The organism is Mesorhizobium sp. M7D.F.Ca.US.005.01.1.1 (assembly GCF_003952545.1).
GTDB lineage: Bacteria > Pseudomonadota > Alphaproteobacteria > Rhizobiales > Rhizobiaceae > Mesorhizobium > Mesorhizobium loti.
In genome coordinates, this window is sequence record NZ_CP034453.1 from 2,595,657 (window position 1) to 2,615,032 (window position 19,376).

Here is a 19,376-nt window from a genome sequence, read left to right on the forward strand (position 1 = left end):
GCTCGCATCCTGCTGTTCCAGGCGCAATTTAGACTGCAAACCTAGTACGATTTAAGCCGCAGGCTACCCCTTATGGCGGGCGCACATCGGCGCAAGAGTGCCGTTATACAGGATCGGTATGTCACACTCTCAGGCTCATCCGCGCAGCCTCGCTGCAGGCGTGATGTTGGACTGTCGAAAACCCTCGCGCCCAGCACCGCACCATACAGCATTGGCGACACCAACCTATCGACCCGACATCGATGGTTTGCGCGCCATCGCCGTCGTTTCGGTTGTGCTGTTCCACGCCGGTTTCACCATGTTCAGCGGCGGGTATGTCGGTGTCGACATTTTCTTTGTCATCTCCGGCTATCTGATCGCCCAAATGATCGCCAGGGATCTGCAAGCGGGCGAGTTCTCGGTCTGGCACTTCTATGAGCGGCGTATACGCCGCATTTTTCCCGCGTTGTTCGTCATGCTGGCAGTCTGTACGCTCGCATGCGCCTTCATCTTCTTGCCCGACGACTTCAGACGCTTCGGTCGCAACTCCGTCGCGACGGCTCTCTTCTCGTCCAACATCGGGTTTTGGCTGAAGACGGGCTATTTTGACGGGGAAACCTACGACCAGCCACTCATCCACACCTGGTCACTGGCGGTGGAGGAGCAGTTCTACATCCTGTTTCCTCTGTTTCTGGCGTCCATTTGGTGGTTGGGCCTTCGCAATGTCCGCTTTCTCCTGGCGAGCGCTGCAGGAATTTCGTTTCTCGCAACTGTAGCGGTGATGCAGTACGACGCCGCTGCTGCCTTTTACCTCACTCCGTTCAGGGCGTGGGAGCTGCTGTCGGGCAGCCTTCTGGCACTTGGAGTCTTCCCACGCCTCACCAAGCGTTGGCAGTGCGAAATGGCGACCGCGGCCGGATTGCTGCTGATCACGATTGCCGCGCTGAGCTATTCCGATGTGACTTCATTCCCCGGCGTCGCGGCACTCCTTCCATGTGTTGGCGCTGCCCTTGTCATTCACGGAGGCAGTGACGCGAGTTGCTCGCTCACACGGCTGATTTCAACGAAGCCATTCGTCGGTGTGGGGCTGATAAGCTATTCCCTGTATCTTTGGCATTGGCCCCTGATTGTCCTGGTTGGTTATCTGGCAATCAATGAGCTCAGTTCTCTTCAGTCAGCCGCTCTGGTGGCTGTCTCGTTCATGATGGCGCTCATATCCTGGCGATACATCGAACTCCCGGCGCGGGCAGCCCGCCGGCTACCAGTCCTGGCTGGGGGTGCTTTGGCCATCGTCGCCGTGGCGATCACCGGCGCAGTCATCTACTTTGATAACGGCTGGCCGACGCGCTTTTCCAAAGATGTGAATGTGTTGTCCAGCTACGCTTTGTCCGCCAACCCTGAAGCGGATGAATGCGCGAATGTGTCGCTTCAGCTCGCTGCAAATTCCCCCTGTACGATAGGCTCATCCGCAAATGCCCGGATCTTTCTATGGGGAGATTCTCACGCGGGGGCGATGTTCGGTGCGATGTCCGACCTGGCCGCACACGGCGCAAGCACGGTCTATGGCGCGACCCCCCGCTGTCCTCCTCTCCTAGGCGTCGGAACGGACCGAGATTGCATCCGAGGAAACGATCTGCGGCTTAGGTACGCACTCAGCCGTCCCGAGCTGAAGACGGTCATAATCGCTGCCAGATGGTCTCTCTACCTCGAGGGGCGCGCGATCGAACTTGGACCAGCAGAACGAAACGGCAATCTGCCGCAGTTGCAGGATCGGGATGGCGTTCAATTCGACCGATTCTCCACCGAGGCGCGCCACGCGTTCGAAACATCTCTAAGGAGAACCGTGGGTCGGCTGCTGCAGGCCGGGAAAAAGGTGGTCATCGTCTATCCTGTCCCGGAGGTGGGTTATGACGTCCCCTCTACGGCTGCCCGGCTCGTTGCGCAGGGCCATGACCTGTCCAGCTTCAATATGCCCGAGGGCCTCTATCGGGAACGACAGCAGATCGCATTTGGCATCTTGAACAGACTCGGCCGGCATGTCGGCCTCATTCGCATATATCCGACACAGGCACTTTGTCCGCACAATCGGTGCGTTGCCATGATGGATGGGAAACCGCTGTACTTTGACAGCCATCACCTTAGCATTCCGGGTTCCATGACACTCGTGCCGTTGCTCGCAAGAGCTCTGCGACAAGGCACCTGATGCCTCAATGGGATCTAGCGGAGATGTCGGCGGCCCTGAGCGTCAACGATGGTATTGTCTCCGACATTTGCGCTGATGTGCGCGCCATTGTGGATCAGGCAGCCGGAGCCGATCTGGACGCCCAGCAGCACCGTAGCGCCCATTCCCACGACAGTCATGGCTCCGACGCTCACCGCGCCGGCGAGGATGGCGCCGGGAGTCAGGTGTGCATTGTCCTGCACAATGCTGTCGTGGCAGACGATACTCCCCTGATTGACGATGACGTTGTTGCCGATCGTACAGCGCGGACCGATGCTGGCGCCGGCCAGAATATGGCAGCCATGTCCGATACTGGTCGCCCTGGAGACGATCGCGGATGGGTGGATCACAGGCGGCAGAACGAAGCCCATGGCCGAGGCGCGTTCAAACATTGCCCGCCTCGCCTCACTTGACTGGGCTCCCCCGATGCCGATGAAGGCGTAGCGCGTGCCTTCGGCAAGCAGACGCTCCAGGCTCTCTTCCGTACCGATCACCGAAATGCCACCGCAGACCTGGTGGCCAACGGGCAGAGCCTGATCGGTACAACCGAGGATGTCGTATCCGGACCCATCGAGAGCATCGATCAAACAGGCGGCGTGGCCGCCGCCGCCGATGATAACAGCCCGCCGCATGGACGCGGATGGGACGACGGACTGCGCTCCGTCCGATCCTGCGGCTATGGCCCCGGATCGGCGGCTGGCCGCCGCGCGCACCTCGGCTTCGCCGATGCGGCCGTTGGAGGGACTGACATCCGCCAGGTCGACGCCGAGTTCGGACGCGGCCTTGCGGGCCTTGGCCGTAATCGCGATCTCGTTGACCGCGATGTCGGCCGGGCTGGCCATTCCGGATGCGGCGTCCGCATTTTCGTTGACGATTTCGCACAGTGTTGAGCCGACAGCGACGAAATCGCCGACGTTGACGTCGAGCCGGCCGATAACCCCTGCCTGGGGGGCCTCAACCTCGACGGCAGCCTTCGTGGTCTCAACGACAAAGAGAATAGCTCCTTGCTCTACGCTCTCACCCTGCACGACCCTGATCTCGATCAACTGAAGATTGTCCTCGTTGGCGTTAACCCGCGGGGCTTCGACAAGCACACTCATGAAAGCTTAGCCCTTCTTGAACAGATCGATGCAGGCCGCCTGGATGGCGTCCACGCCTGGCAGCAGATCATCCTCCCATTCGCGGCTCGAGGGAATGGGGTGGTCCGGTCCGGCCAATGCGCTGAAGTGCCTGACCCGACCGATCAGAGCGCGAGCGCATTCGGACGCGAAGCCCCAGCCGGGAGAGCCTTCCTCCACGGCGACAACGCGGCTGCAGCGGCCGACCTGGCTTAGGACATCCTCGCAAGGAAAGGGCGACAGCTGTTCAACGGCCACCACGGTGGTCGCAATTTCCTCCTCTTCGACGAGCTTTTTTGCGGCGGCAACCGCGTGCTCGACGCAACCCCCATATGTCAGGATCACGATGTCCGCATCCGGCGGGCGTGGAAGGGCGGCTGCGCCGAAAACAGGCCTCGAATACATGACCTTGTTTTCGATAATCAGGTGAGGGGACCGAGACGCGAGGGCCCGATGCAGAAGCGCACCCGGATCCGCATACTCGTGCGTTGCAGACACCGTGAGGCCTGGCACGCCGCAAAAATGCTTTTCCAGACTTTGCGAGTGCGTCGGCCCGTAGCCGCGCCGTCCACCCATGGGCGCGCGAATAATGACGGGCACCTCAACCTGATCGTTGTACATCCAGCGAAACTTGGCTGCGTGGTTGATGATCTGGTCGGCAGCAAGGGCGATGAAATCTCCGAACATGAGTTCGACGATAACAGGCCTGCCCTTGAGGGCCATGCCCGTCGCCATGCCTACAATGCCGCCCTCGCTGATCGGTGTGGTCCAGACACGATCCTGATAGGCCGTGGACAGGCCCTTGGTGACTTTGAAGGCACCGCCATAGGGATCGAGGACGTCCTCACCCATGACCACCAGCCGGAGATCGGCTTCCATAAGATCGTGTAGCGCGCGATTGATCGATTCGACGACGCGCATGGGTCAGCCTCTCGCCATGGCAGCCGCAGCTGCCGATTCGACTGCGCGGTCCACGGTAGATCGACAAAAGGCGTCGATCTCCTTGAAATCCGCGACGCGCTGGCGCATCGGGGGGATCGGATCCCGGGCTCGAGCCTGCTCAAGCCGCAAGGCCGGCCGGGTGTCATCTCCCTTGCTGTGGGGACCAATCCGTTCGGTCCGCAAATAGAGCCAGCACGGGCGGCCCTCGGCGCGGACATAGCCCACAGCCTCTTGGGCAAGCTCACATATTTCGACTGGATCATTGCCGTCATAAGCGAACGTGCGGATGCCGAAAGGTTCAGCTCTGGCGATGATCGACCCGGAAACGGTGAGATTCTTTGGGGTGGTTTGGGCGATTTCGTTGTCCTCGACCACAAAAAGCACGGGGGCACCGAAAACCGACGCGAGGTTCAAGCTCTCGTAAACGGCTCCCTCTCCCATCGTGCCGTCGCCAAGGAAAACCACTGCCACGGCGCCTTCATCCTTTCGTGCCAGCGCGCAGCCAACCGCCACGGGTGCTATGCCTCCCTGGATCCCATTCGAGTGGAAGTTGCGGAAACACAGATGCTGACTGCCGCCGCGTCCTCCGCAAATACCGGTTACACGCCCCATGATCTCGGCGATCAGGCCTTCGACTTCACCCGAGTAGGCAATGAAATGACCGTGGCAGCGGTGGTTGCTCCAGACAATGTCGCGATCCCGGTCAAGAGCGTTGATCACCCCCACCGCATTGGCTTCCTGTCCAATGGATGTGTGCGTCGTGCCGAACAGGAGACCTTGGGAAAAAAGCTCGAGCAGGCGCTCCTCGACGAGCCGGATGAGGATCATCTGCTGATAGAGTCGGGCCACAGTCGGCAATTCGAACCCGAGCAGCGTCCTTTCTGCTTGAGGGAGGGTAAGGTTCTGTAGTGCTGAAGGCGGCACCAATTTCAGCTCTCCAAAAGAAGACGCTGGAATGTCTCCATCTTTCCGGATCGCAAGCTCGTTCATCAAGCCGCCTCGAGCTGGCGCGAAGCCGCAACAAGGATGGAGCGCGTCGTCGACGCTGCCGCCGTAGTCTCCTCGATCGTCCAGGACGGGTCGACCAGGAACGCGATGCTCGTTTCACCCATCTGCCGCGCGACTGGCAGTCGTTCGGGCGGCGCTACGCCGGCATCCGCGAAGGCATGCTCCAGATAAATCTCGGAGCAGCTACCCGAGAAGCATGGAACGCCGGCCGCATTGACGGCCGCAATCAGCTCGTCCCGCGACCATCCCGAAGACAACATCTCCGGCTTGATATAGAAATAGCATCGGTACCAGGCATGCCTGTGAGCCGGATCGAGCCGGGGCGTGTGTAGCATCGGCAAATCGGCAAGCGTCCTTATCCAGATGTTGGCGTTGCGCTCGCGTTGGCGAACCCAGTCTGGCAGACGTTCGAGCTGCCGCAAACCAAGCACGGCCTGGATGGACGTCATGCGCCAGTTCGTGCCGACGCTGTCGTGCAACCAGCGGAACCCGGTCGGCCGATGAGGGGCAAAGACCACATTGTAGTTCTTGCCGTGGTCCTTCAGGCTCCATGCGGCGAGCCACAATTTCCTGTCGTCCATGGCGACAAGTCCGCCCTCGCCGCCGGTCGTGATGATCTTGTCCTGGCAGAACGAAAACGCCGCGATATCACCGAAGGAGCCGATCGGTCGTCCGTTGTATTCGGCTCCATGCGCCTGAGCGCAATCCTCGATGACCTTGATGCCAGTGCGCTTTGCAAGCTCCATGATCGGCGCCATGTCGCACGGCCATCCGGCGATATGGACGACAATGACCGCCCTTGTTCGCGCTGTTATCTTCGGCGCGATCGTTTCAGCGGAAAGATTGCCCGATGTCGGGTCGACATCCGCGAAGACAGGTGTTGCGCCGGCGAACATGACGCAAGCGGCTGATGCGACGAAACTGCGGGGCGTTACGATGACCTCGTCGCCGGCGCCGATATGGAGGATCTTCATTGCAAGATCGAGCGCGAGGGAACCATTGGCCAGCGCCACCGCATGGCGTCGGCCGAGGCTGCGCGCGTAGGCTCGTTCGAATGTCTTCACATGGTCGCCGGTCCAGGCGTTCACCCGGCCAGACCGCAGAACATCCACAACGTCGGCTATCTGTTCTTCATCGTAAATCGGCCAGCGTTTCATCTTGGAGCACTCCTAGAATTCACATGACATTTCTCAGAAGGACAAAGGCCTCGGCCGCCCTCAGATGGACAGCGGTGCCCCTGACAATCGCCAGCGCCCGTAATGTTTCGATCGAACGCTCGTGCGGGAAATTCTTCATCTGCGAACCGAACATCGACGCAGCTTCGAGTTTGCGGTCGAGTGTCGATTCGATGTCTATGAACACATTCGGCACGAAGGTCGGCGTGACATAGGGTGCATTCCAGTTCGTTTCCGACACCGTCTCGTAGGCCATGATCGTCCGTGGGTAGTGAGCCTGGGTGGGACGAGCCGCGACCAGCGACGACAGGAAGATCAGTTGGTGATCCATATGCACATCGCCGACGAAGGGGATCAGCAGCGTGTCCGGCTTGACCTCCTGCAGCAGAGCCTGCAACGCCGCGTTGACGGTCGAGTGTGGTGTCTGGGCGATCTGCGCCGCAGGCAGATCAAGCCAATGCGTCTGTCGCACGCCCAAACAGGCATGGGCCGTTTTTGCCTCACAGCGAACCCGTTGCGTCATCTCTTCCGTGAAGGCAGGTGGGCAGCCTCGTGTAACCACTGCAACATGGGCTTCCCCGCCTTCGGCAGCGATCCGGGCTATCGTGCCGCCACACCCCAGGACCTCATCGTCAGGATGCGGCGCGATCACCAGGATTCGACCAAGGGCTGGGCTCATGACCGAACCGTCCCGGCGGGCATCGCCTTCAGAGCGTGATCGACATGGCGGCGGTCAACATGTTCGCCCAACAGTGCCACCATGACGGTCAGAACCAGTATCTGCAGATCAAGCCACAGGCTGCGGTTGCGCACATACCAGAGGTCAAGCGCCAGCTTTTCATTGTTGGTGAGGCGAGTGTTGCCGTTCACCTGTGCCCAGCCGGACAGGCCGGGCCGGACCGTACTGCGAATGCGCCCCAGCTCGCCGAACTCGGCGACGGTGGCCGGAAGCAACGGGCGCGGTCCTATGAACGCCATATCGCCTGTGGCTATGGAGAGAAGTTGAGGCAGTTCATCGATACGGATGGCGCGCATCAACCGAGTGGCAGATGTCTCACGCAAAGTGTCAGGGAGCAGCGCGCCATCTGCATCTCGCCTCTCGTGCATCGTTCGAAACTTGCAGATGACAAAGGGACGAGTTCCCAGCCCGCTGCGAGTCTGCCGGAAGAATAGCGGACGGCCCACACTCAGCCAGACAACCGCGGCAGCCACGATCCATAGCGGCAGGCTGAGAACCAAAAGCACTACCGATGCGATCCTGCTGGGCATCGCCCGGCCGATCGGCACTCGAGCAGTCCACTCGCTGGTGCGAGCGATCGGGTTGCTGAGGCCGATCATTGCGACGGTCCGACCTGGACGGAAGGGGGAGCCGCCAAAGGAGCGTCCAGACGGCTTGCCAGATCCAGGGCATTGTCCAGGCGGTTTATCGACACCAAGATCGTATCGCCGGCCACAACCGCATCGTCGAGGGTCGCCACTTTGGTGGCGACCTGGCCGTTTAGCTTGCGGCGGATCTGGTAAGTGAACGCGATGGTGTTGTTGGTCCGTGTCTGCTCCGCAGCCAGTGAGCTCAGCAGCAGGATCTGCTCCTCGGTCGACTCGCGGACTGCGATCAGGCGTTCGATTTCAGAGTTGTGGGCTTGGAGGTCAGTCAGCGCGGTGTGCGTCCAGGTCTGAGTGGCGTCATCAAGGTCGCGCTGCAACTGGCTCAATTCTCGGCGCACTGTCGACGCCTGATTGTAGATTTCAAGCAGATGCGATTGCTGCGTGGTCGCCTCGCGCTCGGCGTTCGAGAGGTCTGTAAGCGTGACCAGACCTTTTTTGTTGAGGGCCCTGATGCGCTCGAGATCGGCTTGCGACGAAGCGATCACCGTCTTCTGTATCTCCGAAAGCTGTTGAATATTGGCGAGGGCGACATTCACTTCGTCGATCCCCGCCGAGAGCTGCTTGCGACGTGTGGTCAGCGCGTGTTGATCTGTCTCAAGGATGCGCTGTTCCGTCGGGAGCAGCGTTGCGATCAGATTGGCGTTCATGAGGCCCTTGACCTTGGCGGGCATATCCAGTTCCGAAATCTTGTCGTTGTTTGCCAACTGGGCCTTGATGCGCGCAGCGGCGATTGCTTCCTTGGCAATCTGGACCACGCTTTCGTCAAGCGTTCCGCGCAACCGGGCGCGCGTCACGACGCGGTCCTCGGCAGTGGCTCCGCCAGTCGATTGGCCGCCGGCAAGCGCCACTGCCTGCTCCACAGTCAGTGCTGGTTGATATGGAAACGAGCCCGGCGCCTTGACGTCCCCAAGGACGAAAATTGGACGGAAGCTGACCACCGCCAAGGCTATATGCGGGTCATTGAAGAACTCGCGATCGATGAACGCCTTACGGATATGGTTCAAGGCGTCGGGGATCGTCAGGCCGCCAACCTCGAAGCTGCCGATCAGCGGAATGTTGACTGCGCCATCACTGGCTACCGTCAGCTGTTCGGCAGGAAGCGAATCGTCGATGAAGTCGAACGACACCACATCGCCGACCGAGAGCTTGTAGTCATCGTTCGCCGCGGCCCAGGCAGCACTATGGCAAGCCAGGATCGTTGCAATCGCGGTAACCGCAATCCCTGCAGGCCCTAACGCCTTCACAAGGATACCGACCCAGGCGCCTATCGATCGCCCGCTCCGCGCCGCATTGCAACAAGACGCCATGGAAGCCCACCACAGTAATTTCCTGTGAAGACCCTAGCGACACCTGCGCGAGGACCATGAGTCATACCTTTGGTGGAGCAGTGATAACCTTCGGTCTCGTGCCCACCCAATTTGGCTAACTGGATGTCGGCCGCAACCAACGTATGGTGCGGCTGGATACTGTCGGCCGATTGAACGCTTCCTCGTGACGGAGCGCCGCAGGCAGCTGGGAAGCTTTGCGTGCACACAAGTGTTCTACACACAATCACCAGTCTCGACGTTGGCGGCGCCCAGGTCATGCTCGCCCGCTTTCTTGGCCGGGTCGACCAAAACCGCTTCTCGTCTTCGGTTCTATCGCTGCTTTCACCCGGGCCGTTGGCCGCACAGGTGGAGCATACAAAATCGGGGCTCGTGTCGCTCAGCATGACGGAACGACCGCGGCCGCGCGATGTCGTTCGGCTGACGCGATCAGTAAGCAGGGCCGCCCCTGATCTTCTTCATGGATGGATGTATCACGGCAACCTCGCGGCAACGCTCGGCTCGGTGCTGGGGCTCAATTTCTCGCCGGTAATCTGGAGCATCCATCACACAGTTCGCGATCTCGCCGACGAGAAGCCGTTAACGCGCCATCTGATCCGGCTCTCTGCCCGTCTGTCGGGTCGCGCCAGCGCGATTTCATATTGCTCACGCGTGGCCGCCGACGATCACGAGCGTCTGGGCTTTGATCCGCGTCGGAGGGTGGTCATCCCGAATGGCACGGACTGTGATCAATTCTCTCCCTCGGCCGATGCCGGTTCGAAATTGCGCCGCCTGTTTGGCTTGCCGGCCGAACGGCTGATCATCGGCCACGTGGCCCGGTTTCATCCCATGAAGGACCAGATCAGCCTGGTCCGGGCCATCAGCCGTGTCCTGGCGCAGGGGTACGATGTTCAGGGCGTGTTTATCGGGGAGGGGCATGTCGACGGCCCGGTGCGGGTTGCTGCCCGCGAGCTCGGCATAGACGACCGGATTACAACGCCGGGCATCCGCAGTGACGTTGCCGACCTCATGCCGGGCTTCGATGTCTACGCGCTTTGTTCAGCCTGGGGCGAGGCCTTTTCCCTTGCCGTCGGCGAGGCGATGGCAAGTGGCGTACCGGCGGTGGTCACGGCAGTCGGCGACTCCGGCTGGCTGGTCGGTGACAGCGGAGTGGTCGTCCCACCGGGGGATAGTGATGCACTGGCCGCCGGGCTGATCAGCCTTGTCCGCCTTGAGCCGGCCGAGCGCCGCGCTCTGGGCCAACAGGCGCGTCGCCGGGTCATGGAGAACTTCTCGCTGTCGCTTTACGTCGATAGGCACCTGGAACTCTACGGAACGGCTCTGGGCCGTCGTCGCCATATCTCGGTCCGATAGGAGCGACTGGTGGTTGTTACGCATGCGAATGGAAGAGATCATTTTCCTGCTGCCGGGGATGGTGCGATGCGCCGCAAGCGGATCGTCGTCATCGCCAGTCTGACGCGTTCGCTCGTCAATTTTCGCCTCGAATTGTTGAAAGCCATGGTCGCCGCCGGGCACGAGGTCATCACACTCGCCCCCGATAATGACGAACAAGCCATCGCCAGGCTGGGTGCTATTGGCGTGAGCTTCCAACAGATTCCAATGGCCAGGACAGGCACCAATCCGCTGGCAGATCTGCAAACGCTCAAGGCGCTTTACAGGCTAATGCGCCGCCTGGCTCCGGACATCGTCCTGCCGTACACGATGAAGCCTATCATCTATGGTGGACTGGCGGCCCGGCTCGCAGGAGTACCTCGGCGGTTTGCACTCTTTACAGGGTTCGGCTTCATATTCAGCGGCAGCGTCACCGGATTGCGCGCAACTGTTCTGCGCCGGTTGAGCATTGCTCTCTACCGCTCGGCCTTGATCGGTTGCGAAGCTGTTTTCGCCTACAACGAAGCCGACGCTTCCGACATCCGACTCCATAGGATGGTTTCTGCGAAAACGCCGGTGATCAAGGTTGCAGGTTCCGGGGTCGATCTGACGCTGTTTGCCGCCAGCCGTCCACCGCCGGGGCCGCCCGTCTTCCTTCTGATTGCCCGCTTGCTTCGTGAAAAGGGGATTGCCGAGTTTGCCGCCGCCGCTCGCATCCTGAAGACCAAGCACCGTGCCGCGCGGTTCCAGATTCTCGGGCCATTCGATCCCAGTCCTCTCTCCATCTCGAAAGCCGAAATGGACCAGTGGACCAGGGAAGGAGCCGTGGAGTATCTCGGCGAAACGCACGATGTCAGCCCCTATCTGACCGCATCGACGGTGTTTGTACTGCCTTCCTACTATCGCGAGGGCATTCCTCGCAGCGCGCTGGAGGCCTTGTCGACAGGGCGGCCGATAATTACGACCAACGCACCTGGCTGCCAAGAAACCGTCATCGACGGGGAGAACGGTTTCCAGGTCAATCCGCGAGATGTAGATGCTCTGGCCTCGGCGCAGCGCGCCTTTCTTGAAGATGAGGAGCTCGCCGTGAAAATGGGCGCCAACTCAAGAAAGCTCGCGGAAGAACGCTTCGACGTTCACAAGGTAAACCATACCCTGCTCGAGGCGATGGGACTATAGCCGGTCGGGCCTTCACGACAGTCAAACGGGGAAATAGCGCCGGATCTGCTGCCGTCTCAGATAGGCTTTCCGGAACGCACCATGAGCCTGTTGGAAAGGGTCCACCCGGTTGAACACCCAGCCGATCGATGGGCCGCCGGTGAACCGCAGACGCTCGACGACCTGGGAGAGAGCCTCTTGCGTTGTGCTGTCGCACGCGGCCACGACCACGACAGTGTCCACAGAGGCAGCAATCCTGACTGCGTCCTCCAGAACGAGCATAGGCGGTGCGTCGATGATCACCACGTCGTACTCCAGCCGGAACGCTTCCAGTAATTTGGCAAGCTGGCTGGAGTTGAGGAATTCCGGCGAGGTCTGGTCGTCGGTACGCGGCGCCATCACATCGAGCTGCGGAATTTCAGGCAGGGTTTGGACGATTTCCGCCAGACCGCAATCTCCACGCAAATAGTCATCGAGTGTCTTGCTGGCGGAGCCGAGCCCCATGGAGGTGTGGAGGTGGCGGGTTCGCAAATCCAGATCGATCAGCGCAGTCAAGGCGCCATCCATTCCAGCGGCCATGGCAAGGCCCATCGCTGTCGTTGTCTTGCCTTCCTGGGGCAGGCCGGAAGTGACCAGAACAACATGTTTGACCCGCCCGCCGTTCATCCTGGTGCAGGCACTGTAAAGCGATCGGAAAGCGTCGGAAAAAGCCGACCGTGGTTTTGACAACAGGGTTTCGAGAGGGGGCAGGGCGGGACGCAGGAACTTCCGGGGCAATCGCGGGATCGACGCTAGCAGGGGCGCGCGGATCAGCTTCGATGCCCGTCGCAAATCTCGTATCCGAACATCCATGCTTTCAAGTGTCAGCACCAGAATCAACGCCAGCACAAGTGATGTGGCGAAACCGCCCGCAACCATCAAACGAAGCTTGGGAAAGGAAGGGCTGGTCGGGATCTCAGCCATGGAGACGGTTCGCACGCCGGGCTCGACCGCGTCCGAAAACGGGTCGAGGCTGCCAAGTTTGCCGGACACGAGGTCGTAGAGCTTCTGCTCGGTCGTCAGATTGTTGTTCAGTTCACGCAGCTTGGCTTCCGCCAGGCTCCGTTGCCGCAGTTCCTCGTTGGAAGCCTGCAAGGTCCTGGTGAGTTGGTCCACCCGGCCCTCGTCGACGCGTACGTCATTTTCCAGAATTGCAATCGTTCGCAGCATCTCTTGAGAAATCATCGCACGGACGGCAGCTACTTTTGCATCGGCCTCTTGGACCAGAGGATGATTTCGACCGTAGTTGCCGGCCAATTGCGCGCGATCCCTCATCGCCGTCGCTTCGTCGTTGCGCAGGGAGGTCAGGAAGTCCGATGAGAGGAGAGGATCGACGTCGGCGCCCGCGTCGCCGGTCTTGGCCGCCAGCTTGACCTGGGCGAGGCGCGCCTGCGCTTGCGTGTATTCACCTCTAGCGGTGCTGAGTTGTTCGTTGGCCTGCTGGATCGAGGCGCGCAGCAGATCATCGCGCGGATCGCTGGATACGCCGTGTTCTCTCGCATATTTGGCGATCTCGCCTTCTATCGCCGCAATCCGCGACGCAAGCTCGGTCGACTGCTGTCTCAAAAAGCCGACGGCGTCCTTGATGTCCTGCCGCTTGTTGTCACGAGACCATTCCACGAACAGTCTGGCCGTTGCATTGGCTATCCCGGCCGCGGTTGCTGCGTCGTCGTTGAAGAACGAGATCGTCATCGCCGCGCTTTCGCCGGAGCGATCGACTGACAGGCTTGCCAGATACGACGATATCGCTCGATCCTGTTGAACATTCGTGGGCGGCAGAGACGCATCCTGTGCGTTGGCGCCGACAACCAGCGCCAAAATCTTTTGCGGTATCGAGAGGATTGAAGTTCCGCCCACGGCTGCTGGCGGCAGGTAGGTGTTGAAGTCCGGATCCTTGATGAGGTCGAGCCTGTCGACGACCAGGCTGGCAAACACGCGAGAGGTGATCAAATCCGCCTCGGTGTCCATCCGCGACTTGTCAGGCTGCTGGTTCGGCTGCGCCTGGGTGGTGTCGAGAGGATTAGGATCGTCGGTTTCGACAACGATCATGGAACGAGCCGTATATGTCTTGGGAAGCTCCACGGAGGCGATGAATGCCAATGCGGTGCCAACAATGACGATCGCAACGATCAAGAGGAGGCGTCTACGGAAAAGACTGTAAAGTTCGCGCGCGCCGAAAGTCCGCTCCTCCACCGGCTCGAGCGGCTCTTGAAGGAATGGTCCCAGCCGATTCCATACGCTGTTTTCGTCTACCAAGCTCACCGATCGCGCCCCTGAGGTTTGTTTGTCGTTCTCATAGGTCTTCAAGCCGAGTTCGAGACCCAACCCAAGCGACAAGTTTTTAGCACGGTTGCACAGACGCCAGCCCGCTCAAGAGGCTTAGTCGCAGCAACGGCAATTATCCGAAAGGATAGCGTAAGTGGCCGGGGGCCTATCTTGGCAGATGCACCGAACTGCATGTCCATGATGGCGGTGAAAAGAACTCAAGTAGATTTCAGGAGTGGGGATGAATCACGCCGGGGTCCCTCGCGGGTATTGGGCAAAGCCCGACCGCAGGCCGGCTGCAGCGTCGTTGCCAAGGGCGACCGAAAAGATCGGGCTCTGGTTGGCTGCGGCCTCTGTTTTCCTCACGCCCTGCAACATCCTTCGCGTCGACACATTCTACTTCACCGCCAGTGATGCCTTTGCTCTAGCGGCCGTTTTGGCGATGGTCCTGGGGAAATCCTTTTCGCCGGCCCCCTTGGGAGCCGGGACGTTTCTGTGGAACGCCGGCGTGGCGCTTCTGTGTGGCATGCTGCTGCTCAGCAGCCTGATTAATGGGGATCCGCAAAGAGGGTTCATCATTTCTGCACAATATCTGTATGCCTACTTTCTCCTGGCCTTCATGCTGGCGTCGAGGCCCTGGAGTGAAACAGTTCTCCTCATAAAGGCGCTTATCTGCTCGATCGGCTTGATGTGCCTGCATGGCATACTGGTCATCGACATCCTCAGGCAACAAGGCTCAAACCTGACCAGCGGCAATGGCCGCTTTATCGGCTGGGTCGAACGTGAAAACGAGTGCGCGACGCTGATTGCACTCGCGGTTCCGCTGTTGTTGTGGCTGGTCGCATCGGGGTGTGCGCGGCCCCGCTGGGCCTGGATCGGAGTGCCGCTCTTGGCGTACGGCATTGTTCTGACGGGTTCCAATACCGGCCTGATTGGCCTTGTCTTCGCGCTCACCATCTTCGTTGTCATGACGGGCTCGTGGCGCCGTATCATCTTGTTGACTGTGTCGTCGCTCGCCACGTTCTTTATCATCGTTACATGGGGCCGCGACTTCCTGCCGCCCATCTTCCAGCGCCGTGTGCTGAACGCGTTGCAGAATGGCGACATCGATGAGGCTGGTACGTTCGCCGACCGCATGCGGCTTATCCACGAGGCCATCGGCAAGGCGGACAGCAGTTCGCTGCTTGGCATCGGTGCGGACCAGTATCGACATTTCAGCGAGCTGCATGCTCCGGTCCACAACGTTTATCTTCTGATATGGGTCGAGGCAGGGCTGCCTGGGTTGATAGGCTTTCTGCTCCTGCTGGTAGCCGGCATAGTCATCGGCATGCTTGCTGCCCGGCTTCGCGAAGGACGAGTGTCCGCCATTTGCACGCTGGCGACGGTTCTCCTCTTCGCTGCGTTGGCCAATGCGCTGCCGCATCTCTACAGTCGTTTCTTTGTTGTGCCTCTCATGCTGGGGATAGCGCCCAGTGTTGCGATCTTGCGCGAGGGTCCGGTTCCAAGAACGGTCGCACGCTTCCTTCGTGGTGCTCGCTCCGAGCGAAGGCGTTTGCGGTCGCTACAACGCGGACCGGTCTAGGGCACATCAGCTGAGCCTGCCGGCTTCCCAAGGCCAATCGGCGCCTCCAGAAACCCGGTCAGGATCTTCCTGTAGCAAGATAGCGACGTGCGGAACTACTTTGCCAATTCCGATGCTTCCGGGGAGATAAAACGAGCGAGAGCGAACACGCCGTCGACAAAGTCTTCTCCTTGGATAAACCGATCCTCAACCCAGCGTCCCTGGTCATCCTGGCTATCGATGAGTTGACGCACCTTCGAACTCAGTTCGTCAGCGCTCAACTCATCCGCGGCACTGATCCACAGCTGCTGATGGGAAACTGTCGAGCCGTGCTTGGCAAGCTCCAGCCGGGCGAACACCGGCTCGATCTCGGCACCAGTTTTCATGCCGTAATGTTGCCAGAGGTTCTTGTAATCGAAGGTCACCTGGCCACCATCATCAATGTAAAGCGGCCGATTGGTGTTGAGTTCGTAGAAACGTGCCCATCTGCCGTCGGGCAGGCGCGCCGCTTTCAGCCAAATGGCCGCGGACACCGCCGCGTCAAGCAATCGCGCATCCTTGTCTTGTTCGTTCAACTCGATCAGGTAATCGATATTGCCGGCGGTTTCGCGCGAGACGACGCCTGGCGGCTCGAACTTGCGGCCCCAAACCGGCTGCATGGAACGATCGTACTCCTGAGCCCAACCCTGTTGTGGCGCGGGCAACTGGGCTGCAAGGAGAAAATCACCGACCTTCTCCGCCGCCTTGAGATATGCGGGATCATGATATGTGCGGTAGGCGTTGAGAAAGAGACGACCCATATCGCGGGGGAGATTGTCGTTGACGATGAAGTAGGGCGGGCGATCAGGCTTCTGCCACTCGTGCGACCAACTGGCGGGGATACTCGCCTTGGCTGCTGTCTCTACGTCCGCACCAGGCGCGGATCCTGTGAAGAAGACTGGAAAGGCCCCATTCGGGTACTGCACTTTCATCAGTCGATGGAGCGCCTTGTCGATGCAGGTACGGACGTCCGGATCCGAACCGCCGCTCGCCTGGTCGAACCACATCAGGAAATTGAGCACGCTCTGTGTGTTGTTGTCGTCGAGTACGGTCTCGTTGCGATGCGGATTGTCCTTGATATCGTGACAAGACTTCCCGCTCACCTTCAGTGCGCGGTAGCACCATGTCGCCGCCTTTTGCGGGTCGGTCTCGATCTTGTAAAACCATCCGCCGGACTCCAGCTGCGTATTCACCAGGGCCGTTGCCACAAGCTGGGCAGACTGAAGCCATTGCTTGTCGCCGGTAACCTCGAAAATGCGCAGGAAGGCAGCTCCGACTGCCGGTGTGCCGGGCGGCTGCACCCAGCCGATGCTTGCGGGCACGGCCCCGCCTTCGCCCACCCTCTTTTGGCCATCAAGCGAATATTTCCATACATAGGTTCCTGCCACACCGAGGTGATCGCGGAAGTAGGCGCCCGCGCGCTCGATCGCGCCTCGTGCCTCGACCACGGTCGGTTGAGGTCCGCCAGCCAGTGCAGTACCGCACGACAGCGCGACAAACAGAACCGGGGCAAGATGTTTTAGCACCACAGCGCCTCCACCGGCATCAAGCGGCCGCCTCGCGTGGAGGCGGGGTTGCCTTGGGCGAACCGACTATCACATGAGGCACGAATGGCGCTGACGTCGCCACCACAGGCCTTGCTTCTTCTCTGCGGTAACTGGGAAGCAGCTCGGCAATAAGGCTCAGCACGCCCCCAGTGTCGCCAGCTCTCGCCAGGCGGCGCAATTGCGAAAATGCCTTGCGAAGCGTGTCAAGCGGCACCGGGTTGGGCACAGCACCCAAGACCCCGGAAATCGGGACGTCGACACGCCTTTCCCTTTCGTCGAAAAGTTCCTCGAACAGCTTTTCTCCGGGCCGGCATCCCACAATCTTGATCTTGATGTCTTCATCCGGCCGAAACCCCGCGAGCTTGATCATGCGGCGCGCCATGTCGATGATCTTGATTGGCGCTCCCATGTCGAGAACGAAGATTTCGCCCTGTCCCAGGCTCTTTTCCAGGCCATGGGCCGATGCCTGCAAGGTGAGCTCGACCGCCTCCCTTATCGTCATGAAGAAGCGCTTCATCTCCATGTCGGTTACAGTCAGCGGGCCGCCGTGGGCGAGTTGGCGCTTGAACAGCGGGATCAGCGATCCACTTGAGCCCAGAACATTGCCGAAACGAACGGTCATGAAGCGGGCGGGGGTGTCGCTGGCGACAAAAGCGAGGTCCAGGGACTGGCAATAGAGTTCAGCCAGACGCTTGGTGGCGCCCATGACGTTGGTCGTGTTCACAACCTTGTCCGTAGATATCTGGACCATTGCCTTTGCACCGCAAAGGCGCGCCGCCTCTGCGACGTTCATTGTCCCGATGACATTGGTAAGAACTCCCTCACAGGGATTCAGTTCGACCATCGGCACATGTTTGAGTGCCGCCGCATGGAAGACCAGGTCGACGCCATGCCGTTGGAAGATCTCGCCCAGGCGAACAGGGTCGCGCACGTCACAGATATATGGCTTCCGGCGCACATTCGGGAATTTCTCCGCCAACTCCAGATCGATGGCGTATAAATTGTATTCGCTGTTATCGATCAGGATCACTTCAGCCGGACCAAGCGCGGCAATCTGCTGTGTAAGTTCGCCGCCGATCGAGCCGCCGGCGCCAGTCACAACGATGCGACTGTTTTCGATCATGCGCGACAACGCACCCTTATCAAGCACCGCCTGCGGCCTTTCCAGCAGGTCGGTAAGTTCGATCGGGCGCAATTCGAAGCGACTCTCGTGTTTGGGATTGCGCAGTTCCAGGACGGGGGCAGGGCGAGAGACAGCGATGCCCAGACGTTCGGCCCGGTCGATCAGCGCTTCGAGCGTCGGATCGACAAGACCAGGCACTCGTTCAGTGAAGATCACGTGCCGGGGCTTGATACCGCGGCCCTCCAGATCGCTAATCACCGCGTCGAAATCAGCGATGTCGCCCAAGATCGGCACGCCACGTAGAAAATAGCCCTCCGTGGCCGCACCTTTTTCGAGCAGGCCGACTGGCCAATGGCGTGCATCCGGGTCCCGCTGCAGCGCGCGAATGTAAAGATCAGCCGCATCGCCTGCACCGATCAGCAGGACAGGGACCATGTCGCGTCCATTCTTTGCTCTGCTCGCGGCCGGGCCAAAGCGGCTTACTTCAAGGAGCTTGGATCGGATTCGAACCGAGATGAGCAGCGGCACGAGCAATAGAACCTCGATCACCATCACCGAGCGCGGGATCGAATCGAGCCGTGTTGCCACAAACATCACAAACACGAAGGCGAGCGATGCGACTATTACCGCGCGAAGGATACCGAGCATGTCGTCGACGGATGCATATCGCCAGTTGCGGGTGTAGAGGCAAGTCACCGGGAAGATCACGGCGCATGTAAGCAGGAAACAGGGGAGGGCGAAAAGCAGCGAATGGTAGCTTTCCGGACTGGTCGCTTCTCCGTCAAGGCCCAGTCGCATGAATGAAGCAAACGACAGGGCCGCGACCGCCATCGCCAGATCAAAGACATAGAGATGAAGATTCTTGCCAACGGCCTTGGCGCGCGCGATTACCCGTCGACGCAAGTACGACAGGACATGAACAATTGTGCGCGGTTTGCTGACAAGACGGCCGAGAGCGATTGCAGTGGCCATCAAAAGGGATTGGCCTCCGAGTGGACCGACTGCCTCAAACGGCTGATCTAACTGGCTCATCCTAGGACCTCGACAAAGCTTAGCCGCCGCGCACCAAGAGGGCGCGTCAAGATACGCGGCTGTTTGAACTCGTAGACATAGATCCAC

At 60.1% G+C, this 19,376-nt stretch carries 14 protein-coding genes; 4 read left to right on the forward strand and 10 right to left on the reverse strand.

Going from position 1 to position 19,376, the window contains the following annotated elements; all coding sequences use genetic code 11:
• Positions 1 to 211 precede the first annotated feature (211 nt).
• Positions 212 to 2,182: an acyltransferase family protein gene (locus tag EJ076_RS12585; protein ID WP_164548619.1), complete on the forward strand. Its 1,971-nt coding sequence runs from the start codon at positions 212 to 214 to the stop codon at positions 2,180 to 2,182.
• Positions 2,183 to 2,196: 14 nt separating this feature from the next.
• Here the strand turns inward: EJ076_RS12585 and EJ076_RS12590 are convergent, their stop codons facing one another.
• Genes EJ076_RS12590 through EJ076_RS12620 form a run of 7 tightly spaced genes read right to left on the reverse strand, consistent with a single transcriptional unit; the run spans position 2,197 to position 9,136 of the window.
• Positions 2,197 to 3,246, reverse strand: coding sequence for a NeuD/PglB/VioB family sugar acetyltransferase (locus EJ076_RS12590; protein WP_164548620.1), 1,050 nt, complete (start codon positions 3,244 to 3,246; stop codon positions 2,197 to 2,199).
• 60 nt (positions 3,247 to 3,306) lie between these two features.
• The gene (locus tag EJ076_RS12595) at positions 3,307 to 4,239 is read right to left on the reverse strand and encodes a transketolase C-terminal domain-containing protein (RefSeq protein ID WP_126068054.1); all 933 of its coding nucleotides are present in this window, start codon (positions 4,237 to 4,239) and stop codon (positions 3,307 to 3,309) included.
• 3 nt (positions 4,240 to 4,242) lie between these two features.
• Positions 4,243 to 5,250 carry a thiamine pyrophosphate-dependent dehydrogenase E1 component subunit alpha gene (locus EJ076_RS12600; RefSeq protein WP_126068055.1) on the reverse strand — a complete coding sequence of 336 codons (1,008 nt, stop codon included), beginning with the start codon at positions 5,248 to 5,250 and terminating at the stop codon, positions 4,243 to 4,245.
• Entirely contained in the window at positions 5,250 to 6,425 is a 1,176-nt protein-coding gene (locus EJ076_RS12605; RefSeq protein WP_126068056.1) for a DegT/DnrJ/EryC1/StrS family aminotransferase, read from the reverse strand. The genes EJ076_RS12600 and EJ076_RS12605 overlap by 1 nt, the downstream gene beginning before the upstream one ends.
• Before the next feature lie 19 nt (positions 6,426 to 6,444).
• Positions 6,445 to 7,122, reverse strand: coding sequence for a PIG-L deacetylase family protein (locus tag EJ076_RS12610; protein ID WP_109672179.1), 678 nt, complete (start codon positions 7,120 to 7,122; stop codon positions 6,445 to 6,447).
• Positions 7,119 to 7,781: a sugar transferase gene (locus tag EJ076_RS12615; RefSeq protein WP_126068057.1), complete on the reverse strand. Its 663-nt coding sequence runs from the start codon at positions 7,779 to 7,781 to the stop codon at positions 7,119 to 7,121. Before EJ076_RS12615 ends, EJ076_RS12610 begins: the two co-directional genes overlap by 4 nt.
• Positions 7,778 to 9,136 (reverse strand): polysaccharide biosynthesis/export family protein, encoded by a 1,359-nt coding sequence (locus EJ076_RS12620; RefSeq protein ID WP_126068058.1) that lies wholly within the window; start codon positions 9,134 to 9,136, stop codon positions 7,778 to 7,780. The genes EJ076_RS12615 and EJ076_RS12620 overlap by 4 nt, the downstream gene beginning before the upstream one ends.
• 219 nt (positions 9,137 to 9,355) lie before the next feature.
• On the opposite strand from EJ076_RS12620, the gene EJ076_RS12625 reads away from it, so the two are divergent.
• Both EJ076_RS12625 and EJ076_RS12630 read left to right on the forward strand, forming a co-directional pair.
• Positions 9,356 to 10,507 carry a glycosyltransferase gene (locus EJ076_RS12625; RefSeq protein ID WP_281038499.1) on the forward strand — a complete coding sequence of 384 codons (1,152 nt, stop codon included), beginning with the start codon at positions 9,356 to 9,358 and terminating at the stop codon, positions 10,505 to 10,507.
• A 9-nt stretch (positions 10,508 to 10,516) separates the two neighbouring features.
• Positions 10,517 to 11,704: a glycosyltransferase family 4 protein gene (locus EJ076_RS12630; RefSeq protein ID WP_245463032.1), complete on the forward strand. Its 1,188-nt coding sequence runs from the start codon at positions 10,517 to 10,519 to the stop codon at positions 11,702 to 11,704.
• A gap of 21 nt (positions 11,705 to 11,725) precedes the next feature.
• On the opposite strand, the gene EJ076_RS12635 is transcribed toward EJ076_RS12630, so the two are convergent.
• Positions 11,726 to 14,029, reverse strand: coding sequence for a polysaccharide biosynthesis tyrosine autokinase (locus EJ076_RS12635; protein ID WP_126068060.1), 2,304 nt, complete (start codon positions 14,027 to 14,029; stop codon positions 11,726 to 11,728).
• 199 nt (positions 14,030 to 14,228) lie between these two features.
• Between EJ076_RS12635 and EJ076_RS12640 the strand changes: the two genes are divergently transcribed.
• Entirely contained in the window at positions 14,229 to 15,569 is a 1,341-nt protein-coding gene (locus tag EJ076_RS12640; protein ID WP_126068061.1) for an O-antigen ligase family protein, read from the forward strand.
• 95 nt (positions 15,570 to 15,664) lie between these two features.
• Here EJ076_RS12640 and EJ076_RS12645 read toward each other — a convergent pair whose 3' ends face one another.
• Both EJ076_RS12645 and EJ076_RS12650 read right to left on the reverse strand, forming a co-directional pair.
• A complete protein-coding gene (locus tag EJ076_RS12645; RefSeq protein WP_126068062.1) occupies positions 15,665 to 17,113 on the reverse strand; it encodes a hypothetical protein in 1,449 nt (482 codons plus the stop codon).
• Positions 17,114 to 17,132: 19 nt separating this feature from the next.
• A complete protein-coding gene (locus EJ076_RS12650; protein WP_245463033.1) occupies positions 17,133 to 19,229 on the reverse strand; it encodes a nucleoside-diphosphate sugar epimerase/dehydratase in 2,097 nt (698 codons plus the stop codon).
• Positions 19,230 to 19,376: the final 147 nt, after the last annotated feature.

Excerpts from the sequence above, each read along its gene's own strand:
- EJ076_RS12595 (WP_126068054.1), bottom strand. The coding sequence starts at position 4,239 with ATGCGCGTCGTCGAATCGATCAATCGCGCGCTACACGATCTTATGGAA.
- EJ076_RS12600 (WP_126068055.1), bottom strand. The coding sequence starts at position 5,250 with ATGAACGAGCTTGCGATCCGGAAAGATGGAGACATTCCAGCGTCTTCT.
- EJ076_RS12605 (WP_126068056.1), bottom strand. The coding sequence starts at position 6,425 with ATGAAACGCTGGCCGATTTACGATGAAGAACAGATAGCCGACGTTGTG.
- EJ076_RS12610 (WP_109672179.1), bottom strand. The coding sequence starts at position 7,122 with ATGAGCCCAGCCCTTGGTCGAATCCTGGTGATCGCGCCGCATCCTGAC.
- EJ076_RS12615 (WP_126068057.1), bottom strand. The coding sequence starts at position 7,781 with ATGATCGGCCTCAGCAACCCGATCGCTCGCACCAGCGAGTGGACTGCT.
- EJ076_RS12620 (WP_126068058.1), bottom strand. The coding sequence starts at position 9,136 with ATGGCGTCTTGTTGCAATGCGGCGCGGAGCGGGCGATCGATAGGCGCC.
- EJ076_RS12640 (WP_126068061.1), top strand. The coding sequence starts at position 14,229 with ATGAATCACGCCGGGGTCCCTCGCGGGTATTGGGCAAAGCCCGACCGC.
- EJ076_RS12650 (WP_245463033.1), bottom strand. The coding sequence starts at position 19,229 with ATGGCCACTGCAATCGCTCTCGGCCGTCTTGTCAGCAAACCGCGCACA.